21 protein-coding genes are annotated in these 22,395 nt (G+C 65.3%); 14 read left to right on the top strand and 7 right to left on the bottom strand.

Annotated features, from left to right (window positions below; genetic code table 11):
* The first annotated feature begins 83 nt into the window (after positions 1-83).
* Positions 84-1,388, top strand: a complete 1,305-nt coding sequence (locus ACIBK2_RS28240; protein WP_396971365.1) for an Hsp70 family protein — start codon at positions 84-86, stop codon at positions 1,386-1,388.
* 179 nt (positions 1,389-1,567) lie between these two features.
* On the opposite strand, the gene ACIBK2_RS28235 is transcribed toward ACIBK2_RS28240, so the two are convergent.
* The 3 genes from ACIBK2_RS28235 to ACIBK2_RS28225 form a co-directional block, all read right to left on the bottom strand.
* Positions 1,568-2,839, bottom strand: a complete 1,272-nt coding sequence (locus tag ACIBK2_RS28235) for a YibE/F family protein (protein WP_396971363.1) — start codon at positions 2,837-2,839, stop codon at positions 1,568-1,570.
* A gap of 440 nt (positions 2,840-3,279) precedes the next feature.
* Positions 3,280-4,536: a pyridoxal phosphate-dependent aminotransferase gene (locus tag ACIBK2_RS28230; protein ID WP_396971517.1), complete on the bottom strand. Its 1,257-nt coding sequence runs from the start codon at positions 4,534-4,536 to the stop codon at positions 3,280-3,282.
* A 165-nt stretch (positions 4,537-4,701) separates the two neighbouring features.
* A complete protein-coding gene (locus ACIBK2_RS28225; protein WP_396971361.1) occupies positions 4,702-5,712 on the bottom strand; it encodes an XRE family transcriptional regulator in 1,011 nt (336 codons plus the stop codon).
* 590 nt (positions 5,713-6,302) lie between these two features.
* Here ACIBK2_RS28225 and ACIBK2_RS28220 point away from each other — a divergent pair.
* The 4 genes from ACIBK2_RS28220 (at position 6,303) to ACIBK2_RS28205 (ending at position 8,791) form a co-directional block, all read left to right on the top strand.
* Entirely contained in the window at positions 6,303-6,752 is a 450-nt protein-coding gene (locus ACIBK2_RS28220; RefSeq protein ID WP_357384834.1) for a hypothetical protein, read from the top strand.
* A gap of 112 nt (positions 6,753-6,864) precedes the next feature.
* Positions 6,865-7,479: a TetR/AcrR family transcriptional regulator gene (locus ACIBK2_RS28215; RefSeq protein WP_396971359.1), complete on the top strand. Its 615-nt coding sequence runs from the start codon at positions 6,865-6,867 to the stop codon at positions 7,477-7,479.
* 20 nt (positions 7,480-7,499) lie between these two features.
* A complete protein-coding gene (locus tag ACIBK2_RS28210; protein ID WP_396971357.1) occupies positions 7,500-8,303 on the top strand; it encodes a helix-turn-helix domain-containing protein in 804 nt (267 codons plus the stop codon).
* An 80-nt stretch (positions 8,304-8,383) separates the two neighbouring features.
* On the top strand, positions 8,384-8,791 hold the full coding sequence (locus ACIBK2_RS28205) for a hypothetical protein (RefSeq protein WP_396971355.1): 408 nt from the start codon (positions 8,384-8,386) through the stop codon (positions 8,789-8,791).
* A 25-nt stretch (positions 8,792-8,816) separates the two neighbouring features.
* Here the strand turns inward: ACIBK2_RS28205 and dcd are convergent, their stop codons facing one another.
* Complete coding sequence (gene dcd / locus ACIBK2_RS28200) at positions 8,817-9,416, bottom strand: dCTP deaminase (RefSeq protein ID WP_379284134.1); 600 nt, start codon at positions 9,414-9,416, stop codon at positions 8,817-8,819.
* 289 nt (positions 9,417-9,705) lie between these two features.
* Here dcd and ACIBK2_RS28195 point away from each other — a divergent pair, with 289 nt between their 5' ends.
* The 4 genes from ACIBK2_RS28195 (at position 9,706) to ACIBK2_RS28180 (ending at position 13,266) form a co-directional block, all read left to right on the top strand.
* Complete coding sequence (locus tag ACIBK2_RS28195) at positions 9,706-10,479, top strand: SDR family NAD(P)-dependent oxidoreductase (RefSeq protein ID WP_396971354.1); 774 nt, start codon at positions 9,706-9,708, stop codon at positions 10,477-10,479.
* Positions 10,480-10,549: 70 nt separating this feature from the next.
* On the top strand, positions 10,550-11,224 hold the full coding sequence (locus ACIBK2_RS28190; RefSeq protein ID WP_396971352.1) for a phosphatase PAP2 family protein: 675 nt from the start codon (positions 10,550-10,552) through the stop codon (positions 11,222-11,224).
* Positions 11,225-11,308: 84 nt separating this feature from the next.
* Positions 11,309-11,971 carry a class I SAM-dependent methyltransferase gene (locus ACIBK2_RS28185; protein WP_396971351.1) on the top strand — a complete coding sequence of 221 codons (663 nt, stop codon included), beginning with the start codon at positions 11,309-11,311 and terminating at the stop codon, positions 11,969-11,971.
* A 116-nt stretch (positions 11,972-12,087) separates the two neighbouring features.
* Entirely contained in the window at positions 12,088-13,266 is a 1,179-nt protein-coding gene (locus tag ACIBK2_RS28180) for a serine hydrolase domain-containing protein (protein WP_396971349.1), read from the top strand.
* Here ACIBK2_RS28180 and ACIBK2_RS28175 read toward each other — a convergent pair.
* Entirely contained in the window at positions 13,263-13,871 is a 609-nt protein-coding gene (locus tag ACIBK2_RS28175; protein ID WP_396971348.1) for a 2'-5' RNA ligase family protein, read from the bottom strand. The genes ACIBK2_RS28180 and ACIBK2_RS28175 overlap by 4 nt on opposite strands.
* 384 nt (positions 13,872-14,255) lie before the next feature.
* On the opposite strand from ACIBK2_RS28175, the gene ACIBK2_RS28170 reads away from it, so the two are divergent.
* Positions 14,256-15,203, top strand: coding sequence for a hypothetical protein (locus ACIBK2_RS28170; RefSeq protein ID WP_396971346.1), 948 nt, complete (start codon positions 14,256-14,258; stop codon positions 15,201-15,203).
* 4 nt (positions 15,204-15,207) lie between these two features.
* Here the strand turns inward: ACIBK2_RS28170 and ACIBK2_RS28165 are convergent, their stop codons facing one another.
* Complete coding sequence (locus tag ACIBK2_RS28165) at positions 15,208-15,918, bottom strand: class I SAM-dependent methyltransferase (RefSeq protein ID WP_396971344.1); 711 nt, start codon at positions 15,916-15,918, stop codon at positions 15,208-15,210.
* Between the two features lie 233 nt (positions 15,919-16,151).
* On the opposite strand from ACIBK2_RS28165, the gene ACIBK2_RS28160 reads away from it, so the two are divergent.
* From ACIBK2_RS28160 to ACIBK2_RS28145, 4 genes are all read left to right on the top strand, one after another.
* Positions 16,152-16,550: a VOC family protein gene (locus ACIBK2_RS28160; RefSeq protein WP_396971342.1), complete on the top strand. Its 399-nt coding sequence runs from the start codon at positions 16,152-16,154 to the stop codon at positions 16,548-16,550.
* Between the two features lie 143 nt (positions 16,551-16,693).
* Positions 16,694-17,893, top strand: coding sequence for an MFS transporter (locus tag ACIBK2_RS28155; RefSeq protein WP_396971341.1), 1,200 nt, complete (start codon positions 16,694-16,696; stop codon positions 17,891-17,893).
* A gap of 70 nt (positions 17,894-17,963) precedes the next feature.
* Entirely contained in the window at positions 17,964-18,383 is a 420-nt protein-coding gene (locus ACIBK2_RS28150) for a Dabb family protein (RefSeq protein ID WP_396962800.1), read from the top strand.
* Positions 18,384-19,998: 1,615 nt separating this feature from the next.
* A complete protein-coding gene (locus tag ACIBK2_RS28145; protein ID WP_396971339.1) occupies positions 19,999-21,321 on the top strand; it encodes a pentapeptide repeat-containing protein in 1,323 nt (440 codons plus the stop codon).
* A 98-nt stretch (positions 21,322-21,419) separates the two neighbouring features.
* Here ACIBK2_RS28145 and ACIBK2_RS28140 read toward each other — a convergent pair whose 3' ends face one another.
* Positions 21,420-22,190 carry a hypothetical protein gene (locus ACIBK2_RS28140; protein ID WP_396971337.1) on the bottom strand — a complete coding sequence of 257 codons (771 nt, stop codon included), beginning with the start codon at positions 22,188-22,190 and terminating at the stop codon, positions 21,420-21,422.
* Positions 22,191-22,395: the final 205 nt, after the last annotated feature.

The following is a 22,395-nucleotide window of genomic DNA, read 5'->3' as shown; positions in this document are numbered from 1 at the left end:
AGACGCTCGTCGACGGTATGGTCCGGGGAGCGGGCCTTCGCGCTGGCTCGCATGTCGTGAAGTGTGAACGAGATGGGCAGCTGATGAGTTCGGTATTGGGAGTTTCGGTGGGGGCCGGCGCTGTCCGTATGGCGCGTCCGCACACCGCGAACCCCCACGGACACGTCGAGGCGCATTCGTTCGATCTGCAGACCATTCCGGTCGCCGAGCAGACGGTGGAGGAACTGGCCGCCGAGGCGATCGGCGTCACGCTGGAGACCACGCCGGGCATCACCGCGACGGCCATCGCGTACCGCAGCGAGCAGCACGCGCGCGCGGTGCGGGCGGCCATGGCGCGCCAGCAGCTCACCAACTACGAACTCGTCCCCGAGGTCGTCGCCGCGCTCGAATTCGCCGAGTCCACCGGCGATATCCGGGGCATCTCCTCGCTGGTCGTCTACGACCTCGGCAGCTCCGGACTCACCGTCAGCGTGGTCGACACCCAGTCGCGCGAGGTCCGCTACAGCGAACGCACCAGCGATATCAGCGGCGACTATCTCGACTCGCTGATCCGTGAACAGCAGATCGCCTCGGGCCGGATCGCGCATCCGCCGGACGCCGCCGGTCTGGCCGCGCTGGACGGACTGTGTCGCGAGGCCAAGGAACAACTGTCCACGAACACCGCGGTCGCGCTGCCCAGCGAGCAGGGCCTGGTGTTGCTGGCACAGGAGAACTTCGAGTCGCTGATCATGCTGGCGGTCGAATCGTCGGCGCGGATGGCGCGCGACGTGATCACCCGCTCCGACCGGCCGGTGCACGGCGTGCTCGCCATCGGCGGCTGCGCCCGGATTCCGCTGGTGGCCAGGGTGCTCGAGCGCTGGATGGGGGTGCCGGTGATCGTGCCGGAGAGCCCGGAGACGGTGGTCGCCCGCGGCGCGGCGCTGCTGGCCCGGCCGGTGCTGCCGGAGCCCGTGGCCGCCCCCGCGACTCTTGACCCCGAGTTGTCCCCCGCATGGTTGTCGGCTCCGCCCAAGCGCCGCAAGCGCGAGATCAGCGGCGCGGTGCTGACCGTCAGCGCGCTCGCGGTGGTCGCCGCGATCGGCCTCGGCCTCGGCTACGGCCCGCAGGTGCTGCAACGCGATTCGCACAGCGAGGGCTCGCCCTCGGCGCCGACGACCACCTCGCCGCGCACCACCAACCTGGCCCCGCAGATCGCGGTCGCGCCCGCCACCCCGACCGAGTCGGCCGCGGAATCGGTCGCCGCGCCCCCGCCGCGCCGCCAGACCACCACCGATCCGCCGCCGCCCGCGCCAGGCCCGAACACCATTGTCGTGCCCGGCCTTCCGCCGATCGTGGTGCCGACGATCCCGCCAGAGGTGTTCCCGTTCCCGCCGCCTCCGCCGCGCTGATCGTTCGAGTCAACTCGCGTTAACGCGAGCTGAACGGTCGAGAAGTCAGCTGTGTGCTCGGCCACAAGGAGTGCGCGGCAACAAGGCGCACCGCTACACACATCCTTTGACCTCCCGAAATCGCAGGCGATTCGCTGTGCGGGAGATCAAGATGCGTGCGGCGATGATCGAGCGCGGAATCAGTTGCGCGCGTGCCGGGCCCGACGCGGCGGCTCGACGTGTTCCCGCCTGCCGAACGGTTTCGCAAGCACCACCGCGATAGCCGTGGTCAGCGGAACCGACAGCGCGAGCGCGATCCCGCCGACGGACGAACGGGCGATCTCGATGGCCACCGCGTCACCGGTCAGCACATCGCGAATGGATCGCCCTGCGACACTGAACAGCATCAGCAGCGGCAGCGCACCACCGGCATAGGCGAGCACCAGGGTGTACACCGTGCTCGCGATGTGATCACGGCCAACCCGCATGGCCGCCGTGAAAACCTCACGCCGAGTAGCCGACTCGTCGATCGCCGCCAACTCGAACGCGGCCGACGCCTGCGTGATGGTGACGTCGTTGAGCACACCGAGCGAGCCGATGATGAACCCGGCCAGCAGCAGCCCGGTGATGCTGACGTGCTCGATGTAGGTGGCGACGTTGGTGTTCTGTTCCTCGGACAGCCCGGTGAGATGCGTCATCTTGATGGCGGCCCAGGACAGCAGCGCCGCGACGAGCATCGAGGTCAGCGTGCCGAGTAGCGCGGAGCTCGTGCGCAGGTTCACGCCGTGCGCGAGATACAGCACGGCATAGAGGATCAGCGCGCCCGCGACCAGCGCGACCGGGATCGCGGGTTTGCCGTCCAACAGCGCGGGCAGCAAGAACATCACCAGTACCGCGAAGGCGAACACCAACCCGAGCAGTGCGCGCAGCCCGCGCCAGCGCGCCACCACCACGACTACCACAACGAACACCGCGACGATCAGCAGCAACGGCATGCCACGCGAGTAATCCTCGAACGAATACATCGGCGTGCCACTCGGATCCGCCTGCCGCACGATCCGGATCTTGTCGCCCGCGTGCAGATCGGGTTGCCCTGGGCCAGGCGGGATTTCGAACAGCGTCTTGTTGCCCTTGTGCGGCCCGGACTCGATGTCGACGAGGCTGCGCTGACAGGTGTAGGGGCTGTTGCGCGGCACGTCCGGCTTCTCCACGAACACCTTGCCGTTGGACGTGCTGCCGCACGGCCCGATGTCCTGCATGACCACCGTGCCCGCCTCGGTCTGCACCGCGCCGCCGCCCGCGTTCTGCATGGGTAGCGGAATGTCGATGTGCTGATTGCTCGGCCATAGCAGGACCGCGCCGAGTAGCACGACGGCGCCGATGACGGTGAGCAACCCGACGACGACGCGGGCGGCGTTGTCACCGATCGCGATCGGACCGGAGTGGTCGTGGTGATGGTGGTGCTCGGTCATGGCTGCGCGGGGCTCCTACCCTGTCCGGTCGTCTGCGCTGGGTTGTTCCCAGCGGGCAGGAACGGCTGTTCAGCCGGAGTCGGCTGCCCGCAGCCGAGCTTAAAGGATTTCATTTTCAAAAGCGGCGTGGCGACCGGAAAGGTCGAGCCGGAGTCGGCGCGGTGGCCGGGAGAAAGGTTCGGAGGGGGCGGCGGAGAGCAGGGGGATGTCTCCGCCGCCCACAGGTCGGCGGCCCAGGGGGGTAGGCGGCCGAACCCGAGACCGGGTTAACCCAGGGGGGTAGGCAACCCGGCCGGGCACTCGAAAGTGCCGAGTCCTACTGTACACAAAAGTACTTCTAATGCGCTAGCTAGTCTCCAAACTTCGCATATATCCGTACATTCGGTCTGTTTAAGAGCTAGAAGCGGGGCGACTCGGCAGCCCCGCCGCGTCCGCGCAACCTACTGGCGATAGCTCGACAGAAAGTTGCCGAACCGCTCGATGGCCACCGCGAGGTCCCTGGCCCACGGCAGCGTGACGATCCGCAGGTGATCATGCTCCGGCCAGTTGAAGCCGGTGCCCTGCACCATCAAGATCTTCTCCTGCAGCAGCAGGTCCAGGATCAGCTTCGAATCGTCATGGATCTCATGGACATTCGGATCCAGCCGGGGGAACGCGTACAGCGCGCCCTTCGGCTTCACACACGACACGCCGGGAATCATGTTCAGCCGCTCCCACGCGACGTCGCGCTGCTCGAGCAGCCGCCCGCCGGGCAGGATCAGATCCTCGATGCTCTGATGCCCACCGAGCGCGACCTGAATCGCATGCTGCGCAGGCACATTCGGGCACAGCCTGGACGAGGCGAGCAGATCGATGCCCTCCAGCAGGCCGGACGCGTGCTCCTTCGGGCCGGTGATGGCGAGCCAGCCCGCGCGGTAGCCGGCCACCCGATACGCCTTGGACAGCCCATTGAAGGTGAGGCACAGCAGATCTGGCGCAACCGAGGCCAGCGAAATGTGCTTGGCGTCGTCGTAGAGGATCTTGTCGTAGATCTCGTCGGCGAGCAGCAGCAGCTGATGCTTGCGCGCAATATCGGCGAGTTGCTGAAGAATTTCCGCAGAATATACGGCGCCGGTCGGATTATTCGGATTGATCACCAAAAGCGCCTTGGTTTTGTCGGTGATCTTCGATTCGATATCGGCGATGTCGGGCTGCCAGCCGCTGGACTCGTCGCACAGATAGTGCACCGGCGTGCCGCCGGCCAAACTGGTCATCGCGGTCCACAGCGGATAGTCCGGCGCGGGAATCAGCACCTCGTCGCCGTTGTCCAGCAGCGCCTGCATGGTGATGGTGATCAGCTCGGAGACGCCGTTGCCCAGATAGACGCTGTCCACGTCCAGCTCCGGGAAGCCGGGCACCAGCTCGTAGCGGGTGACGATCGCGCGCCGGGCCGACAGGATGCCCTTGGATTCGGAGTAGCCCTGGGCATACGGCAGCGCCGCGATGATGTCGCGCATGATCACATCGGGAGCCTCGAACCCGAACGGGGCCGGGTTGCCGATGTTGAGCTTGAGGATCCGATGCCCCTCGGCCTCCAGCCGTGCTGCCTGCGCGTGTACCGGTCCACGAATCTCGTAGACGACGTTCTGCAGCTTCGTGGACTGCTCCAGAACACGCGGCGGGCGATGCGGTAGATGACTTGGGCTCACCCGTCCTATGGTGCCATGGCCCACCTGCGTGTACTTGCTCCGAACCTGTCTGCCGGCTCGGTGTTTGTCTTATTCCGTCACGTCGAGTTCGTTTTCCTCAGTGGGAGCCGTCCCCGGCAGGGGCGGCCTGATCGTTGTTGGGCCTACCGTAGTGCGCGCGACATTTCATATACCTCAGGAAGCGGGGTTGCCAGGCGGTATCCCTTTCGCGGCCGTGGCGCCGCAGAATTCTTCGATTCGCTCGTCCAGGAAACGCGCCTCGACCGCGTCCCGGAAGTCCGGACCCGCGATCCGCCTGCGCACCCCGGTGAGCCGCTCCTCCAGCTGCGCGATGCGCTTGTCCTCCGCGAGCCCGAGCACCGGCCGCAGCGCCTCGGCGGCGCCGTCGAGGCTGCCGTTGATCAGGTGCGCGGCCGCGCAGTCGACCCGGGCCAGCGACTCGGCGCCATAGGAGCGCTGCTCCGACGGCCCGCTCGCGTACAGCTCGATGGCGCGCTGGGTGGCGGCCAGCGCGGGCTCGGCCTGACCGAGATGGATATAGGTCGCGCCCGCGTAATACTGGGCCTTCGCGTCGTTGAACCCGAACACCCCGCCCACCTCGTCGTGCAGCGTGTCGGTCTCGGGCACCTCACGCGCGTCGTCGGCGGCCCGGATGCAGCGGTCGGTATCGGACGGGCTGCCCAGCCGCGACCAGATCCGCGCCTCGATATTGAACAGCCGCACCTTCGCCGTCGCCGACTCCGCGTACTGCTGACCGCTTTGCGCGAGCAACACCCCGCGCCGCGGCCGCTCCGCCTTGTACTCGATGAGCGCGTGCATGCCGCGGGTCCAAGCGCGTAACCCGTTGTGCCCGCACAGTTCCGCATAGGCCCACGCCGCCCTGGCCTGTTCGCCCGCCGCGTCGAAATAGCCGAGATCGGTACTCGCATTGGCCAGCAGACCCGACAACGTGCCGGCCAGCAGGTACAGGTGGCTGGTATCAACGGGTCGCTGATGGCCCTCTAGCAGTCGGTACACCCGGCGCCGCACCCGCAGCATCTCGACCATCATCGGCACCGGGGGAACATGCACATAGTCGTTCGCGATGCGTGTGACATCGGCATCGAGCTGTTCCAAGGTGGTCGCACCCACATTCGTGCTCTCCGCCTGGCCGGCGTGCTCGCTGGCCTCATGGGCAGCCGCCATGATCAGATCCCTCTCCGAAATCGCTGCTAACGCATCGCCTCTCATCGCACCGGCGTCTATGAGAGCCAAAAGGTCCGCGTCGCTCGAATATTGGACGCGCGCCGAGTCATCGGCGGGCGCATCGATTCCAGGCGGGGTCGGTCGGTCGGCCATCGATTGATCGATCATCGCCGCAAACCGTGCCCGCACAACGTCGTCCGACCTGGCCAGGGAGGTATCGAGAGCGGCTTGATTGATCGGACGTGGATGGACCCGGACGCCGCCGGCCTCCCACTTCGACACCAGGCGTTCGTGTACCCCGAGGTGGGCCGCGAACTGCCTGATGCTCATGCGCTTGGCATCGCGAAGGGCACGGGCCTCTTTACCTGACCATTGCCGGACCACGATGTCATCCCTTCCGAACGAACTCTTTCCCAGGGTACGAGGGGTTTGTGAGCTCGGCCATATACGAAACAGACCTGGTATCAGAAGAATCCGAAACGGCGGCTGGTGACAGAGGCAGCGGAAAGGCAGCAGAAGGCGGGCGTGCGGGCAATACCGCATCCGGGGCCGGACCGGGACCCTTGAGGGCGGGAGGCAAGGAGTTCGCCGTGAATGTGGAGAAACTCAGGACTGTTGACGATTGGGTGGCGTTCTATCGGCACGAGTTCGGGCTACCGGTGACCGAGCGTGGCGGCTTCGTCATGCTGCCGATCACCGGCCGCGTTTGCGTTGTCCACCTGCCTACCGCTCGTGCCGAAAAGGTGCGCGCCGCACTGGATCAGCAAGGGACCAGGGGGCCCATGCTGGCCAGGCAGATCCGGTGGAGCTTTCTGGCCGAGCCGGACAGCAGGCCGGGAACGCAGGTATTGGAGGTGCTCAATCGTCTCGATATCGGCATTCCTGCCATCGGCAGTGCCGTGATGTTGCCGACTGGCCTCGGACGGTGGACCCGGGAAGGGTGCTTCTGGGTATCCCCGCCGAGGCGCGGCGACACGCTGCCACCGCTATCCGTCATCATCACGACGGCGCTGGCGGTGGGAGCGGGCGGCGGGGACTGATCACGCGCCGCGATCGGTTCCCGTTGCCGTCCGGCGCCGGACCGGGCCGAGTCCGCCCCTTTTTTGGCAGTCGACGGGGCGGACTCGGACCGGGCTTTCGATGGCCCGCGACATGACCGCGCAAGCACGGCGCCAGCAGGCCGAACGCCGGGCGGGCACCGAGGCCAAGCTGATCGACGCGACGATTCAGTGCATCGTCGAGATCGGTTATCACCGCATGTCGGTGCGGGAGATCTGTCAGCGCGCCGGGGTGTCGCACGGTGGACTGTTCGGTCGATTCGACACGTTGTTCGACCTGATCGTGGCCGCCGCCGTGGAGGCGGGGCGGCGGCTGACCGCCGGGTTCATCGCCGCGGTCGCCGAACTGCCGGACGGTGCCGACCTCGCCGCGATACTCGAGCTGCTGCGCGACAGTGCGCGCGTGCCGACGAACGCGGTGTGGATCGAACTGAACGTCGCGGCGCGCACCGATCCGGCGTTGGCCGCGCACATGGCCGTTGCTCGCGCTGAATATCGTGCGGCCATCGTGGAGCACGCGGTCACCCTGCCGGTCGCGGCCGGGGTTGCGCCCGAGGCCTTGCGCACGGTGGGATCGATTGCGCTGCAGTACTTCGACGCGAGCGCCGTCACCGACGCCGCGTTCCCGACACCCGAACAGGACAGTGCCCAGTTGGCGGCATTCACCACGATGGTGCGGGCCTATCTCGACTCGGTCCGGTCCGGCTGAGCTGCCTTTACTGTTGCGGGATGGGCAGCGATCGGCTGAGTGACCTGCGTGGGACGTATCAGGTGCGCGCGCACCAGGTCGTGCCCGCGTCGGCCGCCGCCTTCGCCGGGCTCGACGTGGTTCGCTGCTTCGGGTTCGACGTGCTGGAGCCGAATCCGGTGCGGCGCAGGAAGATTCCGGGCGGCACGGTCAAGATCGTGTTCGCGTTGGAGGGGACCTTCGAGGGACGCAGCCTCGACCCGACCGCGCTGGTCATCGGTTTGCACGATCGGGCGGGAACGGCCGGGCACGTCGGGCGGATGCGCAGTGTTCAGCTGCAACTCGATCCATTGACCGCGCGGCGGTTACTCGGGGTGCCGATGGACGAATTGCGTAATGGCGCAGTCGAACTCGCCGAGTTTCACGGTCGTCAGGTGCGGCGACTAGCCGAGCGTCTCGCCGAAACACCCACCTGGCCCGAACGATTCGACCTGGTGGCCGACCATTTCCGCACGCGAGCCAGCGAGTTGGACGAAGACCGCGCGATCACGCATGCCGTCCGGGAATTGCGGCGGTCGAAAGGGATATTGCCCGTCGCCACTCTTGTAGCGGAAAGTGGCTGGAGCGCAAGACATTTCCGGCGACGATTCGCCGAACAGGTCGGGCTGCCGCCGAAAGACTACGGTTCACTGCTGCGCTTCTCCGCCGCGCTCACCGCGTTGACGCGCGAACCCCGGTCCGACATGAGCCGTCTCGCCGGCGATTTCGGCTACTACGACCAATCGCATCTGATCCGGGATTTCCAGCGTTTCGCCGGTGCACCACCGGGGCGCCTGCTCGGCTGAGCATGTCCTATTCGTCCAATACCGTGGCGGCCGGCCGAACGTAGCGTTCCACGCACCTCGACCGCGAAGGAACGTCCACGATGTCCGCTTCACCGATCACCGTGCGGATTGCCGCCCTCGGCATCGCCATTCACGCGATCAACCATGTACTCGTCCTGGTGTTCTCGCCGTTCAGCTGGAACGTCGGCACCGTCTTCCATCTCATCCACGCGCCGCTCTACGCCGCCCTGGTGTGGCCGGTGCTGCTCGGCAAGAACTGGGCGCGGATCCTGATCACCTTCTTTCTCGGTGGCCAGTTCCTCGGGCGGTTCGTCGTATGGGTGATGTTCCCCAGTGCTGGCGCGCACCTGGCGCTGATCGGCGGTTGGGCGCTGTCGGTGGCGGTGCTCACGCTGCTGTGGGTGCCGGGATCGACGCGTCGGTACTTTCGCCGGGCACGCACCCTGGCCGTGTCGGAGTCCGCGTCGGTCGCGGAAGTGACCGAGTGACAGTCACTTTCGACAGTGCGTAGCGCTACCGCGATTTCGCGGCGTCCACCGCTTCGGTGGGCAGCGGGAAGTTCAGGTAGGACTTCGACGGCGTCGGACCGCGCTGCCCCTGGTACTTCGAGCCGGTGGTGGCGCTGCCGTAAGGGTGCTCGGCCGGACTGGTCAGCCGGAGCAGGCACAGCTGGCCGATCTTCATGCCCGGCCACAGGGTGATCGGCAGGTTGGCCACGTTCGAGAGCTCGAGGGTGATGTGGCCGCTGAAGCCGGGATCGATGAAGCCCGCGGTCGAGTGCGTCAGCAGGCCGAGCCTGCCGAGGCTCGACTTGCCCTCCAGCCGACCGGCCAGATCGTCCGGCAGCGTGCACACCTCGAGGGTGGAGCCGAGCACGAACTCGCCGGGGTGCAGCACGAACGGCTCGCCCGCGGCGGGCTCGACCAGGCTGGTCAGCTCGTCCTGGCGTTGCGCGGGATCGATGTGGGTGTAGCGGGAGTTGTCGAACACCCGGAACATCCCGTCCAACCGCACGTCGATACTCGACGGTTGGATCAGGCTCTCCAGGAGCGGCTCGACGCCGAGACGCCCAGCGGCGATCTCCGCACGGATGTCACGATCGGAAAGCAGCACGCCGAGCAGCGTAGCGCCTGCTCGTCCGTGCTCGGCAGCCGCACAGCGACAGGCGGCCTCGCGCATGCGCGCTCGCAAGCGCTCCAAGCGGCCTCGCGCATGCGCGCTCGCAAGCGCTCCAAGCGGCCTGGCGCATGCGCGCTCGCAAGCGCTCCAAGCGGCCTGGCGCATGCGCGCTCGCAAGCGCGCCACGCCGTTGCTGGGCGATCTTCGCCGCGCGGCAGGACAGCGCGGCCGATATTCTCGCGTTCGTTCGGGCGCGGTGGCCCGCGACCGAAGGGATGTTCGCATGACCGAGGCTTCGCTGTTCGACCTGACCGGCCACGTGTCCGTGATCACCGGCGGCAATTCCGGCATCGGCCTCGGCTTCGCCCGCGGCCTCGCCAGGGCGGGCGCCGACGTGTGCATCGTCGGCCGTAATGCCGAACGCAATGCCGATGCCGCCGACATCCTGCGCGCCTACGGCGGTCGAGTGCTCGCGCTGTCCTGCGATGTCGCGGACGAGCAGCAGGTGATCGACACCATCGCCAGGACGGCCGACGAGCTCGGCCGGATCGATTCGTGCTTCGTCAATGCCGGTGTGCCTGCCGGTGCCGCGCCGTTCCTGGAGACCGATCTCGCCGAGTTCCGCCGGGTCACCTCGATCAATCTCGACGCCGCGTTCGTCACGCTGCGCGAGGCCGCGAAGGTGATGGTGACGCAGGGTGACGGCGGCAGCCTGGTCGGCACCGCCAGTCTCGCTGCCCGCCAGGGTGTTCCGCGTGGGCAGTCCTATGCGGCGAGCAAGGCCGGGCTGATCGCGATCATGAACTCCATCGCGGTCGAGCTCGGCAAGCACGGCATTCGCGCCAACGCGGTATTGCCCGGGTGGATCGAAACACCCATGACCGACGGTGTTTTCGCGTGGGACCGATTCCGCGACCGGGTGCAGCCGCGTATCCCCGCGAAGCGCTGGGGACGGCCGACCGACTTCGAGGCGGTCGCGGTGTACCTGGCGAGCCCTGCCAGTTCGTATCACACCGGGGACACCCTGCTCATCGATGGCGGCTACAGCATGTTCTGATCGGTCGCTGACTTCGCCGCGCGCAACGGTCCTCAGCCAATACTCAGCGTCGAGATGGGATCGTGGGATGGTGACCACGAATTCCCCACCCGAGCGGATCTGGAAGCGAGTGCCGGTACTCGCCGTGGCTGCTGCGGTTCTGGCCGTTTTCGTCGTCGGATTGACTAGCAACGTCCTCGGGAAGAACGGACTTACCGCGATCGACACACCCGTGTCGGACTGGGCCATCGCACATCGCAACGGCACGCTGACACCCATCGCGAAAACAATCAGCAACCTCGGCGGCACCGTCGCGATGACCATCCTGGCGGCACTCGCCTTCGTCGCCTTCGGCACGCGCGGATACCGACGGGAGGCCGTGCTGGTCGCCGTCACCGGCCTCGGCGCCTGGGTGCTGGTGGACGGCGGCAAGAACCTCATCGCCCGGCCACGCCCACCCCTCCACGATCACCTCGTCGTCAAAACCAACTTCGCCTACCCATCCGGCCACAGCCTCGGCTCGATCGCCGTGATCAGCATCCTCGCCATCCTGCTGATCCCCCGCCTACGCCGCCCGGCCACCCGCTGGACCGCCGCCATAGCCGCCACCACCTTCGTTGCCGCAGTTGGCCTTTCCCGCATCTACCTCGGCGTCCACTGGCCGACCGACGTCCTCGGCGGTTGGTCCATAGGGGCACTGTGGGTGATCGTGTGTTTCAGTATCTATCGATACCGCGACCGCCGGACTCCTGAGCACCAGCAATGAGACCGGCGCTCGACCCACGCCGAACATGGTGCCGCTGAGTGACATTCGCGAAACTCGACCGTGTCCACCTGTACAACCTGTGGAATGCTGGCGGTTGTGCGCCTATCGGAGTCGACGTTCATGCGGCGGTTCGCCCAACAGCTCGGGCTTCCCTCCGGCGGGTATGGGCGTCTGGTCACCAGGGTGCTCAACATCGCCAACCGGCCGTTGATGGCGGGGTCGGCTGACGCGCTGGCGGCCGCGCCGGGCAGCCGCGTTGCCGACATCGGATTCGGCGGCGGATACGGGCTGAAGATCCTGCTGGACCAGGTGGGCGAGCAAGGCACCGTGTATGGCATCGACCTTTCCAGCACCGCGATTGCCCAGGCGCAGCGCGCATTCCGGCGTCCCGTGGATGCGGGCCGGTTACAGCTGATCCAAGCGCCGATGAAGCAGCTCCCGATCCCGGACGGCGGCCTGGATGGCGTCGTCACCGTCAACACCATCTACTACATCCCCGACTCGGAACTGCGACTGTCGCTCGCCGAAGTCTCGCGAATCCTGCGGCCGGGTGGCCGACTCGTTGTCGGGGTGGGTGACCCGTCGTACATAGCGACGACGCCTTGGCGCAACGGACTGATCAACCGGCCGACGACGGAGGTTGTGGGCCTCATCGAAGAGGCGGGATTCGGCATCCAGGATCATCGGCGAATCGGTGAGTCCGACAAGGCATTTCACGTGTACGTTGCCGTCTCCAAACCTGATTGAGATGTCCTCGGGTACGCCCTGAATGCGGTGGCTCTAACAGTCGAATAGTGTCTTGGCGGCGAGGGGGTTTCGTAGGGTTGGCGTGCCCCGCCGGAGCTGGTCGAGGAGGCGTTGTCGTGGTGGACGGATTGGTCGAAGGTGGGTTCGAGGCGGTTCGTGACGCGTTCGCGGAGGCGCAGGCCGATGACGAGGGCGCCGCGCAGTTGTGTGTGTATCGGCATGGCCGTGTCGTTGTCGATCTCTGGGCTGGGCAGGACCCGATATCCGGTATGCCGTGGGACGGGGAATCGCTGTCGGTGCTGATGTCGGTGTCGAAGGGGGTGACCGCGACCTGCGTGCACATGCTGGTCGAACGGGGACAGCTCGACCTGTTGGCGCCGGTCCGCGAGTATTGGCCGGAGTTCGCGGCAGGCGGCAAAGGCGATGTGACCGTCGCCGATCTGCTGGCACACCGAGCAGGTCTGCCCGGCTTCGACCCGGCGGCAGGCATCGGGGCCCAGGAGCTGACGGACTGGTCGATGTGTACGGCCGCCCTCGCATCGATGGCTCCCCGGTGGCAGCCGGGAACCGCGTTCTACTACCACTCGATCACCTGGGGCTACCTGGCCGGCGAGCTGATCCGGCGGGTCACCGGCAAGAGCGTCGGCGATTTCCTCGCCGCCGAAATCGCTGAACCGCTCGGGTTGAGTCTGTGGATCGGGCTGCCGGAAAACGAGGAATACCGGGTTGTTCCGCAGTTCAGCCGCCAAGAGCAACCCACGCCCGCGCAAGTAGCGACGGTACTGGGCGGGATGGGGATCGACGTCGACGCGCCATTGATCCGGACGCTCCTCGCGGCCGTGGAAACCCGCGAGGCCGGAATAGCCCTACTCAATACCCGCGAGGGCCACGCCGCCGAGGTCCCGGCAGGCAACGCGATCGGCAACGCCCGTTCGCTGGCGCGGATGTACGCCGCGACTATCGGCGAGGTCGACGGCATCCGACTGCTGACACCGGCAACCGTGACACAGGCACAGCAACCCCAAACCGACCAACTGCGCGGACCGGCGCCCCTCGACATCCTCCCCGTCACCCACCGCTTCGCCAACGGCTACGAAATCCCCGGCCCCGCCCACGCCATGCTCGGCAACGGATCCTTCGGCCACAACGGCACCGGCGGCCGAATCGCCTTCGCCCACCCAGCATCCGGCCTCGCCATCGGCTACACCTGCACCAACATGCTCTTGGATGACGTAGCGGGCCCTGACCCCCGCTGGCTCCCCTGGATCACTGCCCTCGAAAAGACACTCGACTAACGCTTCAAAGGATGGGATGAGATCGCGTTCCAGGTGAAGATGCCCTCGTCGAGATCCACGTCGACCGCCAGGAAATGGAGGGAGTCGACGTCGAGGGAGGCGGGGGTTTGGATGGTGGAGAGTGCGAGTTCCAGTGGGGCGGAGTCGCGTTCGGCGGTGCCGTAGCCGAGGGATACGTGTGGCATCGGCGGTGGGGCAGGTAGGGCGCGGTCGGTTCCGAAGACCTGTACAGCCGCGTCGCGGGTGGCGGTGTAGAGCTGTTTCCATTGGGCGTCTTCGGGGGCGGCCACGCCGACGCCGTAGTCGTGCAGCCATGGGCCCTGCATCGGGATCGTGAACGAGGAGGTGCCTGCGACGACGGCGGCCAGCGCTTCGGTGTAGCGGTCGACGGCTTCGTCGTCTACTTCGTTGCGCCACCAGGGGATTCGAGTGACTGTCGCGTGCTGCCAGCGCGGCTGCACAGCGGCGCAGCCCTCGAACGCTTCGACGGCGTCCAGCGCGGGCTGTACCGATGCGATGAACTCCGGATCGGGTAGCACGTAGACGTGCAGTGAACCGTGCAGCTGGGGCCAGTCGAGATGTGATGAATTGAAAAAGTTCCGCACGGGCCTATCGTAGGGGCACGGACGAATCACCATGAGCGGGCAGCGAACCCAGCTCACGCGCGATGCAGTCCGCCGCTAGATGATCGCCGCGGTCACGCAGTTGCGTAATCCGCGTGTGGACAGCATCGACGCCGTACGACGCAACGATTTCGTGAATGCCGTGTGGTGCTACCGAATAGCCGGCGCTACCCGCAACCTGCTCCCTCGACGCGTGCTGGTACATACGGAGACCCCTCCCATTGCAGCCGAAAGCTTCATTCGCACAAGAGAATTAGCTTCCGACGCGGGAGTCGCTCACCAGCCGGGTACGAGCGTCAGTTTAACATCCTCCCGTCGGGGCGAACACGCCGAAATACGGTCCTTGCCGAACTAGGCTGCCCGGTCATGGACCTACCGAGACTGTGGGTTGGCATCGACCTCATCGGCACCCTGCTGCACGGCGAGATCGTTGTGCATTCCGCCGGCGGTCAGCCGGTGGCTCGGCGGCTACGCCGCATCGCGCCGAAGCTGGGATACGACCACAGCGGGGAAGCCCTGTTTCGCGGTGTCGTCGCGGACGTCATGAACGGACCGCGGATCGACCACGCACGCACCGAAGCCGGGATCGAATGCCGGACACACTGGGTCAACGCCGCCGACGGCACCGCGGTCGCGCTGCTCGTGTGGCTGGCACCGCCGCCGGTGCCACCGCGCCCGGTCTACAACAGCTGGATCATGGACCTCCGCAAGCTCGCCACCTCGCCCGACGGCGACGATTTGGAGCTCTACGGCGTCAAACGCACCGTGGGTGAGTACAAACCGATCATGGGTGTGTTCCGCAACTTGAACCCCGACGACGCACCCGGATGGACCGCCCTGGTGTACAACGCGGGACACGAGCGTGAGGGCGTCACCGTCGACGCCGTGTGGTCGATCCGCCCGGAGGACGATTGGGTGCACTTCTGGTCGTCGGCAACGAATCTCGGCGCACCGCAGCCGGGGCGCTCGGTCTACGGGCTCACCTTGCATCTGCCCCATCGTGAGCTCGACACCCGGCTCGGCACCCTCGTCCGGTACACCGGCGCCAGCCTGATCATGGTCGACGTGCATTCCCGTTACGTCGTGGCCGGCTCCGGGGATCTCGCCGAAGCGCTGCTCGCCGACGAACCGCGCCTGGCCCGCGTGCTCACCCAGATCGACCTGGACCGCCTGATCGCAGCGCCCGTCAACGATGTTGTCGAGCAGACGATTTCGATCGAGGGGTCACAGTTCCAGGCCGCGCTGTTCGCGATGCCTGCCGGCCAGGTTCAGCCCGGGTCGTTGATCGGGATCCTGCTCGTCCCGGCCAGGTGACCCGTCAATTCGGTTCGGTGGTGCCCGTCTCCGGTGCGCGGCGCGGCCCGCGCGCCGTCCACACCGCGGCCGAACCGCGCGTGCCGACCTCCACCGACTCGAACGCGCGCTCGAGCGCGGCCACCAGGCCCGTGAGGTCATCGGCCGCGTTGTGGAAGACGCCGGTACGCCAGAAGCGGCGCAGCGTGGCACGGCTGAGCGCCGTCTGCGGGACATCCCTGGCCAGCACGCTCGCTCCGAAGAACACGCCGTCATCGGCCATGACATCGGCGATGTGGCCGAAGGCCGTGCCCTTGCTGTCCCATCCGCCCGGCACGCAGTGCATGAGCCAGGTCGCCGAGACCGAGCCGAACCGGCGGCGGTCGACCGGTAACGGCTGCAACACGCTCCCGACCCTGCTCACCGCGTCGATGCCGCGTTGGCGCAGACGCCGGCTCGTCTCATCGAGCGAATGATGATTCAAATCGACCAGGGTGACCATTGGCTGGGTCGTCGGGTAGGCGGTGTGACACAGATGCCACCCGGTACCGGTGCCGATGTCCAGGTGATCGCCGGACATATTGGCGTTGTACAGGGCCAGCGTCTGGCGGAGGGGACAGCGCCACACGAAACGACAGTTGAACCAGACCCAAAAGTCATAGACGGACAGAACTCTCGGTGAGTACAGCGCCGACCCATCGCGCTCAGCCTGACTGATATCGGACGTTGAATCCATACCCGACTCCCTCGCCTACCAGGCGGGGATCTCCGAAAACGGATACCCGCCAAGGCATCTGAACCCCCGGACGGGAATCACTCACCGACCCGCTATACGGGTACAACCTTACCGCCTCGGCCTCCGCACTGCGGGCGCTTCTTACCCGTTCTGCCCTACTCGGGGCGGGCAATCGCGCTAAGGTATTGGTGGACAACTGATTTAGGCTCCTCGGGAGAGACGAGGCCAGCATCATGTCAGAAGGCATCCACGGGGGACAGACGGCGGGCGCGAAGGTGCTCGCGCTGCATCACGTCTCGATCAACGTGCGCGACATCGGTCGAGCCCTGCGCTTCTATGTCGACGTGCTTGGCTTGACCCAGCGAACCGACCGCCCCGACGACCTCGGGATCGAGGGTGCCTGGCTGGATGTCGGCGACCGACAGCTCCACCTCATCGAGCAACCCGACGTCCCGGCCGCCCTCGGCCAGCATTTCGCCCTTCTCGTCGACCAGCTCGACCGCACGGTGTCCGCGCTGCGATCGCAGGGACTGACCGTGTCCGATCCTGTTCAGATAGGTCGAGGCCGCCAGTCCTTCCTGTCCGATCCCGACGGGAACGTCGTGGAGCTGCATCAAGCGTCTCGGTCCTGACCGAACGCGCAGACAAGCCACTTACCTATTCGCCGTCTCGACTACGTATCTAGGTGAAAATCACCGACGCGAATGCCGGTGCGTGGATGGAAATCTTCATGTCAGCAAGCGAGCACGACTTGCCGGACACGAGGAGGAACACCATGAACGCGGCACCTTACGAGGCGGTGGAGACCAAGCCGGCCACGCCGGCGCGCATTGCCCGCGCCACAGTGCTGGCGGCCGCGACGCTGACGGTGATGGGTCCGGCGGTCATCGCGCCGAGCCTGCCCGCGATGCGCGAGGCGTTCTCCGCGGTGGCGGGCGCGGATGTGCTGGTGCGGCTGGTGCTGACCATCACGTCGCTGGCGATCGGCCTGAGCGCGCCGCTGGCGGGCATGGCCGCCGACCGGATCGGGCGTAAACCGCTGCTGGTGGGCAGTCTCGCCCTCTACGCGGTGGCGGGAACAGCCGGGTTCTTCCTCGACAGCATCGGTGCGCTGCTGGTGAGCAGGGCCCTGGTGGGTGTCGCGGTCGGCGGCATCATGACCGCGATCAGCGCCATCATCACCGACTGGTTCGAGGGGCCGCAGCGGGCGAAGTTCCTTGGGCTGCAACAGGCTTCCGCCAGCATCGGCGGTGTCGTGTTCTTGCCGCTTGCGGGTTTGCTGGCCGCGTCGAACTGGAAGCTGCCGTTCTGGATCTATGGTGTCGGCGCGGTGATCCTGCCGTTCGCGCTGTTCGCGCTGCGAGAACTGCGACGCGACAAGGTATCCGGACCGGCTGGCGTCGAGGCCGCCGGTTCGCGGTCGGGAGTTTTCGCCCCGATCGCCGGGCTCTACCTGCTCGCCTTCTTGGTGACGCTGGCCTTCTACATGGCCCCCACCCAACTGCCGTTCCTGCTGGCGCAACTGCACATCGGTCCGGCCTTGGTCGGTGCGGTGATCGCCGCGACCACACTCAGCAGTGTCGGTGGCGCACTAGCCTTTCCGTCGCTGCGGGGCCGCTGGTCACCGAGTGTCCTGACCACTGCCAGCATCGGACTGCTCGGCATCGGATGGATGCTGGTCGGCACCGCGGGCACGGTGGTGCAGGTAGTGGCCGGACTGCTCGTGGGCGGCTTCGGTGTCGGCCTGGCGGTGCCGAACCTGAACCTGCGGTTGAGCGATCTGGCACCCGCGGCCACTCGCGGCCGGATCCTCAGCGGCCTGGTCACCGCGATCTTCCTGGGCCAGTTCGTTTCTCCGCTGATCATCGCGCCACTGATCCACGCCACCAGCATCAACGGCGCGTTCGGCTGGACTGGAATCGCGATGACCGTAGGCGCGGGGATTGCCCTGCCCCTGCTCCGTAATACCAAGTAACACCATCGAATTCACCACCAACCACCGAGTCCGCACACCTGCGGGTTCACCTGAATGAAGGATGAAAGAAATGATCTACCACGGCAACCGCTTCACCCTCCGCGCCGACGCCACCCCCGAAGCCGTCGAGGAAGCCCTCGAGAGCCTGCGCAACCAGGGCCGCTCCATCCCCTCGGTGAAGTCGTTCGTGGTCGGCCCCGACTTCGGCGGCGAATACCAGTGGGGTGCGGTGTTCGTCATCGAGGACCTGGCCGGCTACTGGGAGTACCTGATCCACCCGGCCCACCGCAACACCGACCGCGTTGGCCTGCCCCTGGTCGACAAGTTCGCCTCCTTCGACATCACCGACGACGAAGACCCCGCGATGGCGGAGAAGATCGCCGAACTGCACCAGCGCCGCTACGACAGTGACCCCGAACTCACCAAGCTGGTCTCCGACCTCGGCGAATACAGCGGCAGCGCCGCACCCGGACACCACGGCGAGAAGTAACCACCCGATCCAACCGCGCAACCCCCCGTCGGACAGGCTGTCCGACGGGGGGTTATGCGTTGCCCAAGCCAAAGCATCACCGCAGGTCAGCGGCATCTACCTGGACTTTTCTCGCCTGCTGGCGGACTCTGCTAAAGTCTCGGAAGTACCTTTACCGGTCTGCCGATGTAGTTCAATGGTAGAACTTCTGCTTCTGCCACAACAGGATTCGGCTCTCTGCGATCATCTTCGCTTACATACTCTCATCAGTAGGAATAGCCTGTGGCTATTTTGTTTCGAATCTTCCTGTGCTGCATCTGATTCGACCGGATTCGGCTGAAAATACAGGGTAAATAAGGACCTTCACTGGGTAGTGGCGACCGTTGAAGCTAGATCAAGAACCCGAAACCACGGTGAAGTCATCGGCATCCAGCCGCTCTCGCCGCAGACCCTCGACCGAGCACGCCAACCCCAGACCATCGGTCTGCCCCACCCTGCACCGCTGAATGTCATCCCGGTGACGCATACCTTCGCCAGCGGCTACGAAATTCCTGGGGCATCACGCCCCATGCTCGGCGCATGGTCTCATCGGCAACGTCGGCACTGGCGGCCGAATCGGCTACGCCCACCCCGAAACTGGTATCGCAGTCGCCTATACCTGCACCAACATGACCGGCGCTAACCCAGACGCTCCGGACCCGCGTTGGGTGCCGTGGACCTCCGCGCTTCACCACGCAATCAGCTCGTAGAAGCTGTTAACGGCCGCCCGGTCCGGTCTACGCCGGACCGGGCAACGTTTGGAGAGCAGCAAACAGAGAAGTCGTCGGCCGGAGCGTTGGGAGGGTCTGGTGCTCACATACGAAGGCGAGAAGGGTCCATCCGGTGGCGAAAATTCGCTAGTGACCTGATTCACATTTTTGAAAAAAATGGCCTGCCAACTGCGGAGATACGAAAACGATTCAGTGGTATCAAGTTGCAAGTTGAAGCTCGTTCACCAAGAGTGGATTCTGCGTGGTGTGACGATTATCGACCTGGCCACCGCCTCGCTTGTTGCCGCTGTGGTAGCGCAGATTCCGCGAATTATCGCTGTTGGGGTAGCGACCCTTCATCCAGATCCTGCTCGGCGTGACTCCGCCCAACGGACGTTGGAGATAGTCAGGTGGCCGAGGTGAAAAAGCCTGGAGGGATACTCGGCTATCTGTACCAGTACCCCAACGCCTGCAAGCTGTTGACACTCGTTGCTACGTCTCCAGGAGGACGGACAACTTATGCGTCCCTTCGGTACCGAGCTAGAGAACCTTTGCCCCTGTTTGAAGCCGGATTCGGAGGGCTGTTGAAGCGGGGCTTGGTCTGGGCGGAAGGTTCGAGGGAGTGGCAGGGCAAACGAACCGTCATCATCACCATGCGCGGGCGACGAGAGCTGATCCGATGGCGCAGTCACGCCAAACAAAACTTCCGCTGGCCTGTCGCCACGATGTGGCGTCAACCACAAATCGCAGAGCTGCCGCGTAAGGAGTGGTGGGTTTTCGACGAAGAGTGCGATGCCGCCGGCAATGCGCATTCTGACCCCGGCAGCCGGTAGGACCGGCCTGCCGAATCTTCGACGCGGAAATCGCCCGCGCTGTACCGTCCTCCCATGTTCGAGGGGGAGACGACCGTCACTGGGACCGATACTGGGAATCTGGCCCGCCGCTGGAGCGTGGCGCACCGTCGATCAATCTGGACTGGGATCGCTATTGCCAGTGCTGGCGGCGCGGGCTTCGGTGCCGCCGTGCTGGCCGGAGCCTCGCCCGCATTCGGTCAGCCACTCGCGACGCTGCTGGGCGGCGCGGGCGTACTCGCTGCGGGCCTCCTGGCCTACTTCAACGGTCAACACAGCCGCGCCCAAACCGAAGCTCACCACAAGGCCGACATGGATCGTGAGCGCGAACGGCACGCGGAAGACTCACGCCGAGCACAGGTTTCGACCCTGCGTGACCGCTACACCGCCATTGCCGCCCAGATCGCCGACACCAACTCAGCTGCCATCCGGCAGGCGGGTGTCTATGCGCTGACCGCGCTTGCCGACGATTGGCATGCGTTCGGTGAGGACGACGAACGACAGGTCTGCATCAACCTGCTCCAGTGGTATCTGCGTGTCCCATTTCCAGTGGGTGACGACCCCGAGAAGCCGGATCTGTCCGAACGCGAAATCCGCCAGACCATCGTTGGCATCCTGACTGAACGCCGCCGCCGCCCCGCCGAGCATCCGAAATCCTGGGCCACCACCGTCATCAGCCTGCATCAGGCATCACTGCCGAACTGCGTCTTCTGGGGGATAAATCTCGCCGATCTCCACCTGCCCGACGTTGACCTGAGCAACGCGAAGCTCGCCGGCGCGGACCTGACTAACGCGGACCTGCATGGTGCGGACCTGCATGACGCGGACCTGCATGACGCGGACCTCCGCAGCGCGGACCTAAAAGACGCGAAACTTGCCGGCGCGAAACTGACCGGCGCGAAACTGGACGACGCTCACCTGTTCCGTTCGATCCTGGTCGAAGCGGACCTGGCTAACGCAACCCTGACCGGTGCGTACCTGAACAGTGCAAACCTGAACGGTGCGTTCATGTACCGTGCGAACCTGCACGGCGCGGACCTGATGAAGGCGAACCTGACCAGCGCGCAGCTGGGCTTCGCGAAACTGAACGGCACGACGCTGATCCACACGGACCTGACCGGTGCTTACCTACACGTTGCAGACCTGAACGGTGCGGACTTGACCGGCGCGAAACTGCTGGGCGCGAACCTAACCGGCGCGGACCTAAACGGCGCGAATCTGCATTTGGCGAACCTAACCGGCGTAGACCTAACCGACGCGAAACTGGACGATGCGAGCTTCATCCACGCGAAATACGACGAGACTACACAGTGGCCGGAGGGTTTTGCCCCACCATCACCTGAACCTAACCTCCGATAACGGCTGTGTATCGGCGGTCAGAATATTTCTCCGGCACCCGTTTAATTCCCAGGCGGAGAGCCGAGGGCCACAGTCGCGATCGCTAATTCCGCTTGCAACTACGAAAGGGGAGTCTGCGCACGGTTTGACTCGAACTCAATCAGATTTTTTTGAATCACGCCGCGCCAGAGATCCTCGATCTCGCCCTTCTGTCCATCGGCACCCATTCTGGAAATCTCATAGAATTTACCGACGCTTGGCTGATCCTCCGGGTAGTTCGCGCGCGAATCGTCCTTTATTGCCCAAGATCCTGAAACCCCTCCGCCTGAAGCCAGATCTCGCGGGTTATTATCCCAGCAAAATCGATATCCGTCATCGTCTATAAATTCAAGCGCGGGTGCATACTTATAGAAGAATGCTCCATCCGCTGGCTTCACGCCGCCCGCAGGGCCGACATGGTCCGCCGTCACGAAACTAACATGCGTCGGCCCCTCGGGTTTCAATGTAACTGCGCGACTCGTTGCCGCCTCGACCGGCGTAGATCGGACTGATTTTCCATCTGTCCCCAGGGTCAACCCTGGATGAAAGATGAGATCAAATATCGGCCTGTCGTCGCCATTGAATACGAAAATTCGCCAACTATGCCGGAGGTCGGAATCCATATTCTCTGCATGAGTGGTGACGACAATACGAGAAGCGCGACGAAGCGCCCTTTCCTTGGCTTCTTCAACCGCTTTCGACTCTTGTTTCGTACGCTCGCTTCTGCCATCCAGTGCAACCCACAATGCCACAATGACTGCTGCCGTGGAAGCCGTTGCGCCGAACCATGTCCCAAGAGGTCCTAATTCTATCTCCCAGCCAAGCAGGCGGATTAGATTGAAGATGCTCAACGTTATGGAGACGATTGATATGACAAAAGCGAGTGCGCACCATCTCATTGTGGCTACGGTACTCCTCCTTTTATCGCATCGAGCACTTATCAGCCGGATGCCATAACCGCCATGCACACCCCGGACGGACGGGCACGGAAACGTCAGGTGTCGCGACCACCCACCCCTGGAGGGGCGCGCGTAAATCGACTACAGCGCGTTCCAC

Source organism: Nocardia sp. NPDC050175 (assembly GCF_044459885.1).
Lineage (GTDB): Bacteria > Actinomycetota > Actinomycetes > Mycobacteriales > Mycobacteriaceae > Nocardia.
Note: the sequence above shows the minus strand (reverse complement) of the source record. Positions and strands in the feature narration are given on the sequence as shown.

Excerpts from the sequence above, each read along its gene's own strand:
- ACIBK2_RS28240 (WP_396971365.1), top strand. The coding sequence starts at position 84 with ATGAGTTCGGTATTGGGAGTTTCGGTGGGGGCCGGCGCTGTCCGTATG.
- ACIBK2_RS28235 (WP_396971363.1), bottom strand. The coding sequence starts at position 2,839 with ATGACCGAGCACCACCATCACCACGACCACTCCGGTCCGATCGCGATC.
- ACIBK2_RS28225 (WP_396971361.1), bottom strand. The coding sequence starts at position 5,712 with ATGGCGGCTGCCCATGAGGCCAGCGAGCACGCCGGCCAGGCGGAGAGC.
- ACIBK2_RS28215 (WP_396971359.1), top strand. The coding sequence starts at position 6,865 with ATGACCGCGCAAGCACGGCGCCAGCAGGCCGAACGCCGGGCGGGCACC.
- ACIBK2_RS28210 (WP_396971357.1), top strand. The coding sequence starts at position 7,500 with ATGGGCAGCGATCGGCTGAGTGACCTGCGTGGGACGTATCAGGTGCGC.
- ACIBK2_RS28205 (WP_396971355.1), top strand. The coding sequence starts at position 8,384 with ATGTCCGCTTCACCGATCACCGTGCGGATTGCCGCCCTCGGCATCGCC.
- ACIBK2_RS28195 (WP_396971354.1), top strand. The coding sequence starts at position 9,706 with ATGACCGAGGCTTCGCTGTTCGACCTGACCGGCCACGTGTCCGTGATC.
- ACIBK2_RS28185 (WP_396971351.1), top strand. The coding sequence starts at position 11,309 with ATGCTGGCGGTTGTGCGCCTATCGGAGTCGACGTTCATGCGGCGGTTC.
- ACIBK2_RS28170 (WP_396971346.1), top strand. The coding sequence starts at position 14,256 with ATGGACCTACCGAGACTGTGGGTTGGCATCGACCTCATCGGCACCCTG.
- ACIBK2_RS28165 (WP_396971344.1), bottom strand. The coding sequence starts at position 15,918 with ATGGATTCAACGTCCGATATCAGTCAGGCTGAGCGCGATGGGTCGGCG.
- ACIBK2_RS28160 (WP_396971342.1), top strand. The coding sequence starts at position 16,152 with ATGTCAGAAGGCATCCACGGGGGACAGACGGCGGGCGCGAAGGTGCTC.
- ACIBK2_RS28155 (WP_396971341.1), top strand. The coding sequence starts at position 16,694 with ATGAACGCGGCACCTTACGAGGCGGTGGAGACCAAGCCGGCCACGCCG.
- ACIBK2_RS28150 (WP_396962800.1), top strand. The coding sequence starts at position 17,964 with ATGATCTACCACGGCAACCGCTTCACCCTCCGCGCCGACGCCACCCCC.
- ACIBK2_RS28145 (WP_396971339.1), top strand. The coding sequence starts at position 19,999 with ATGTTCGAGGGGGAGACGACCGTCACTGGGACCGATACTGGGAATCTG.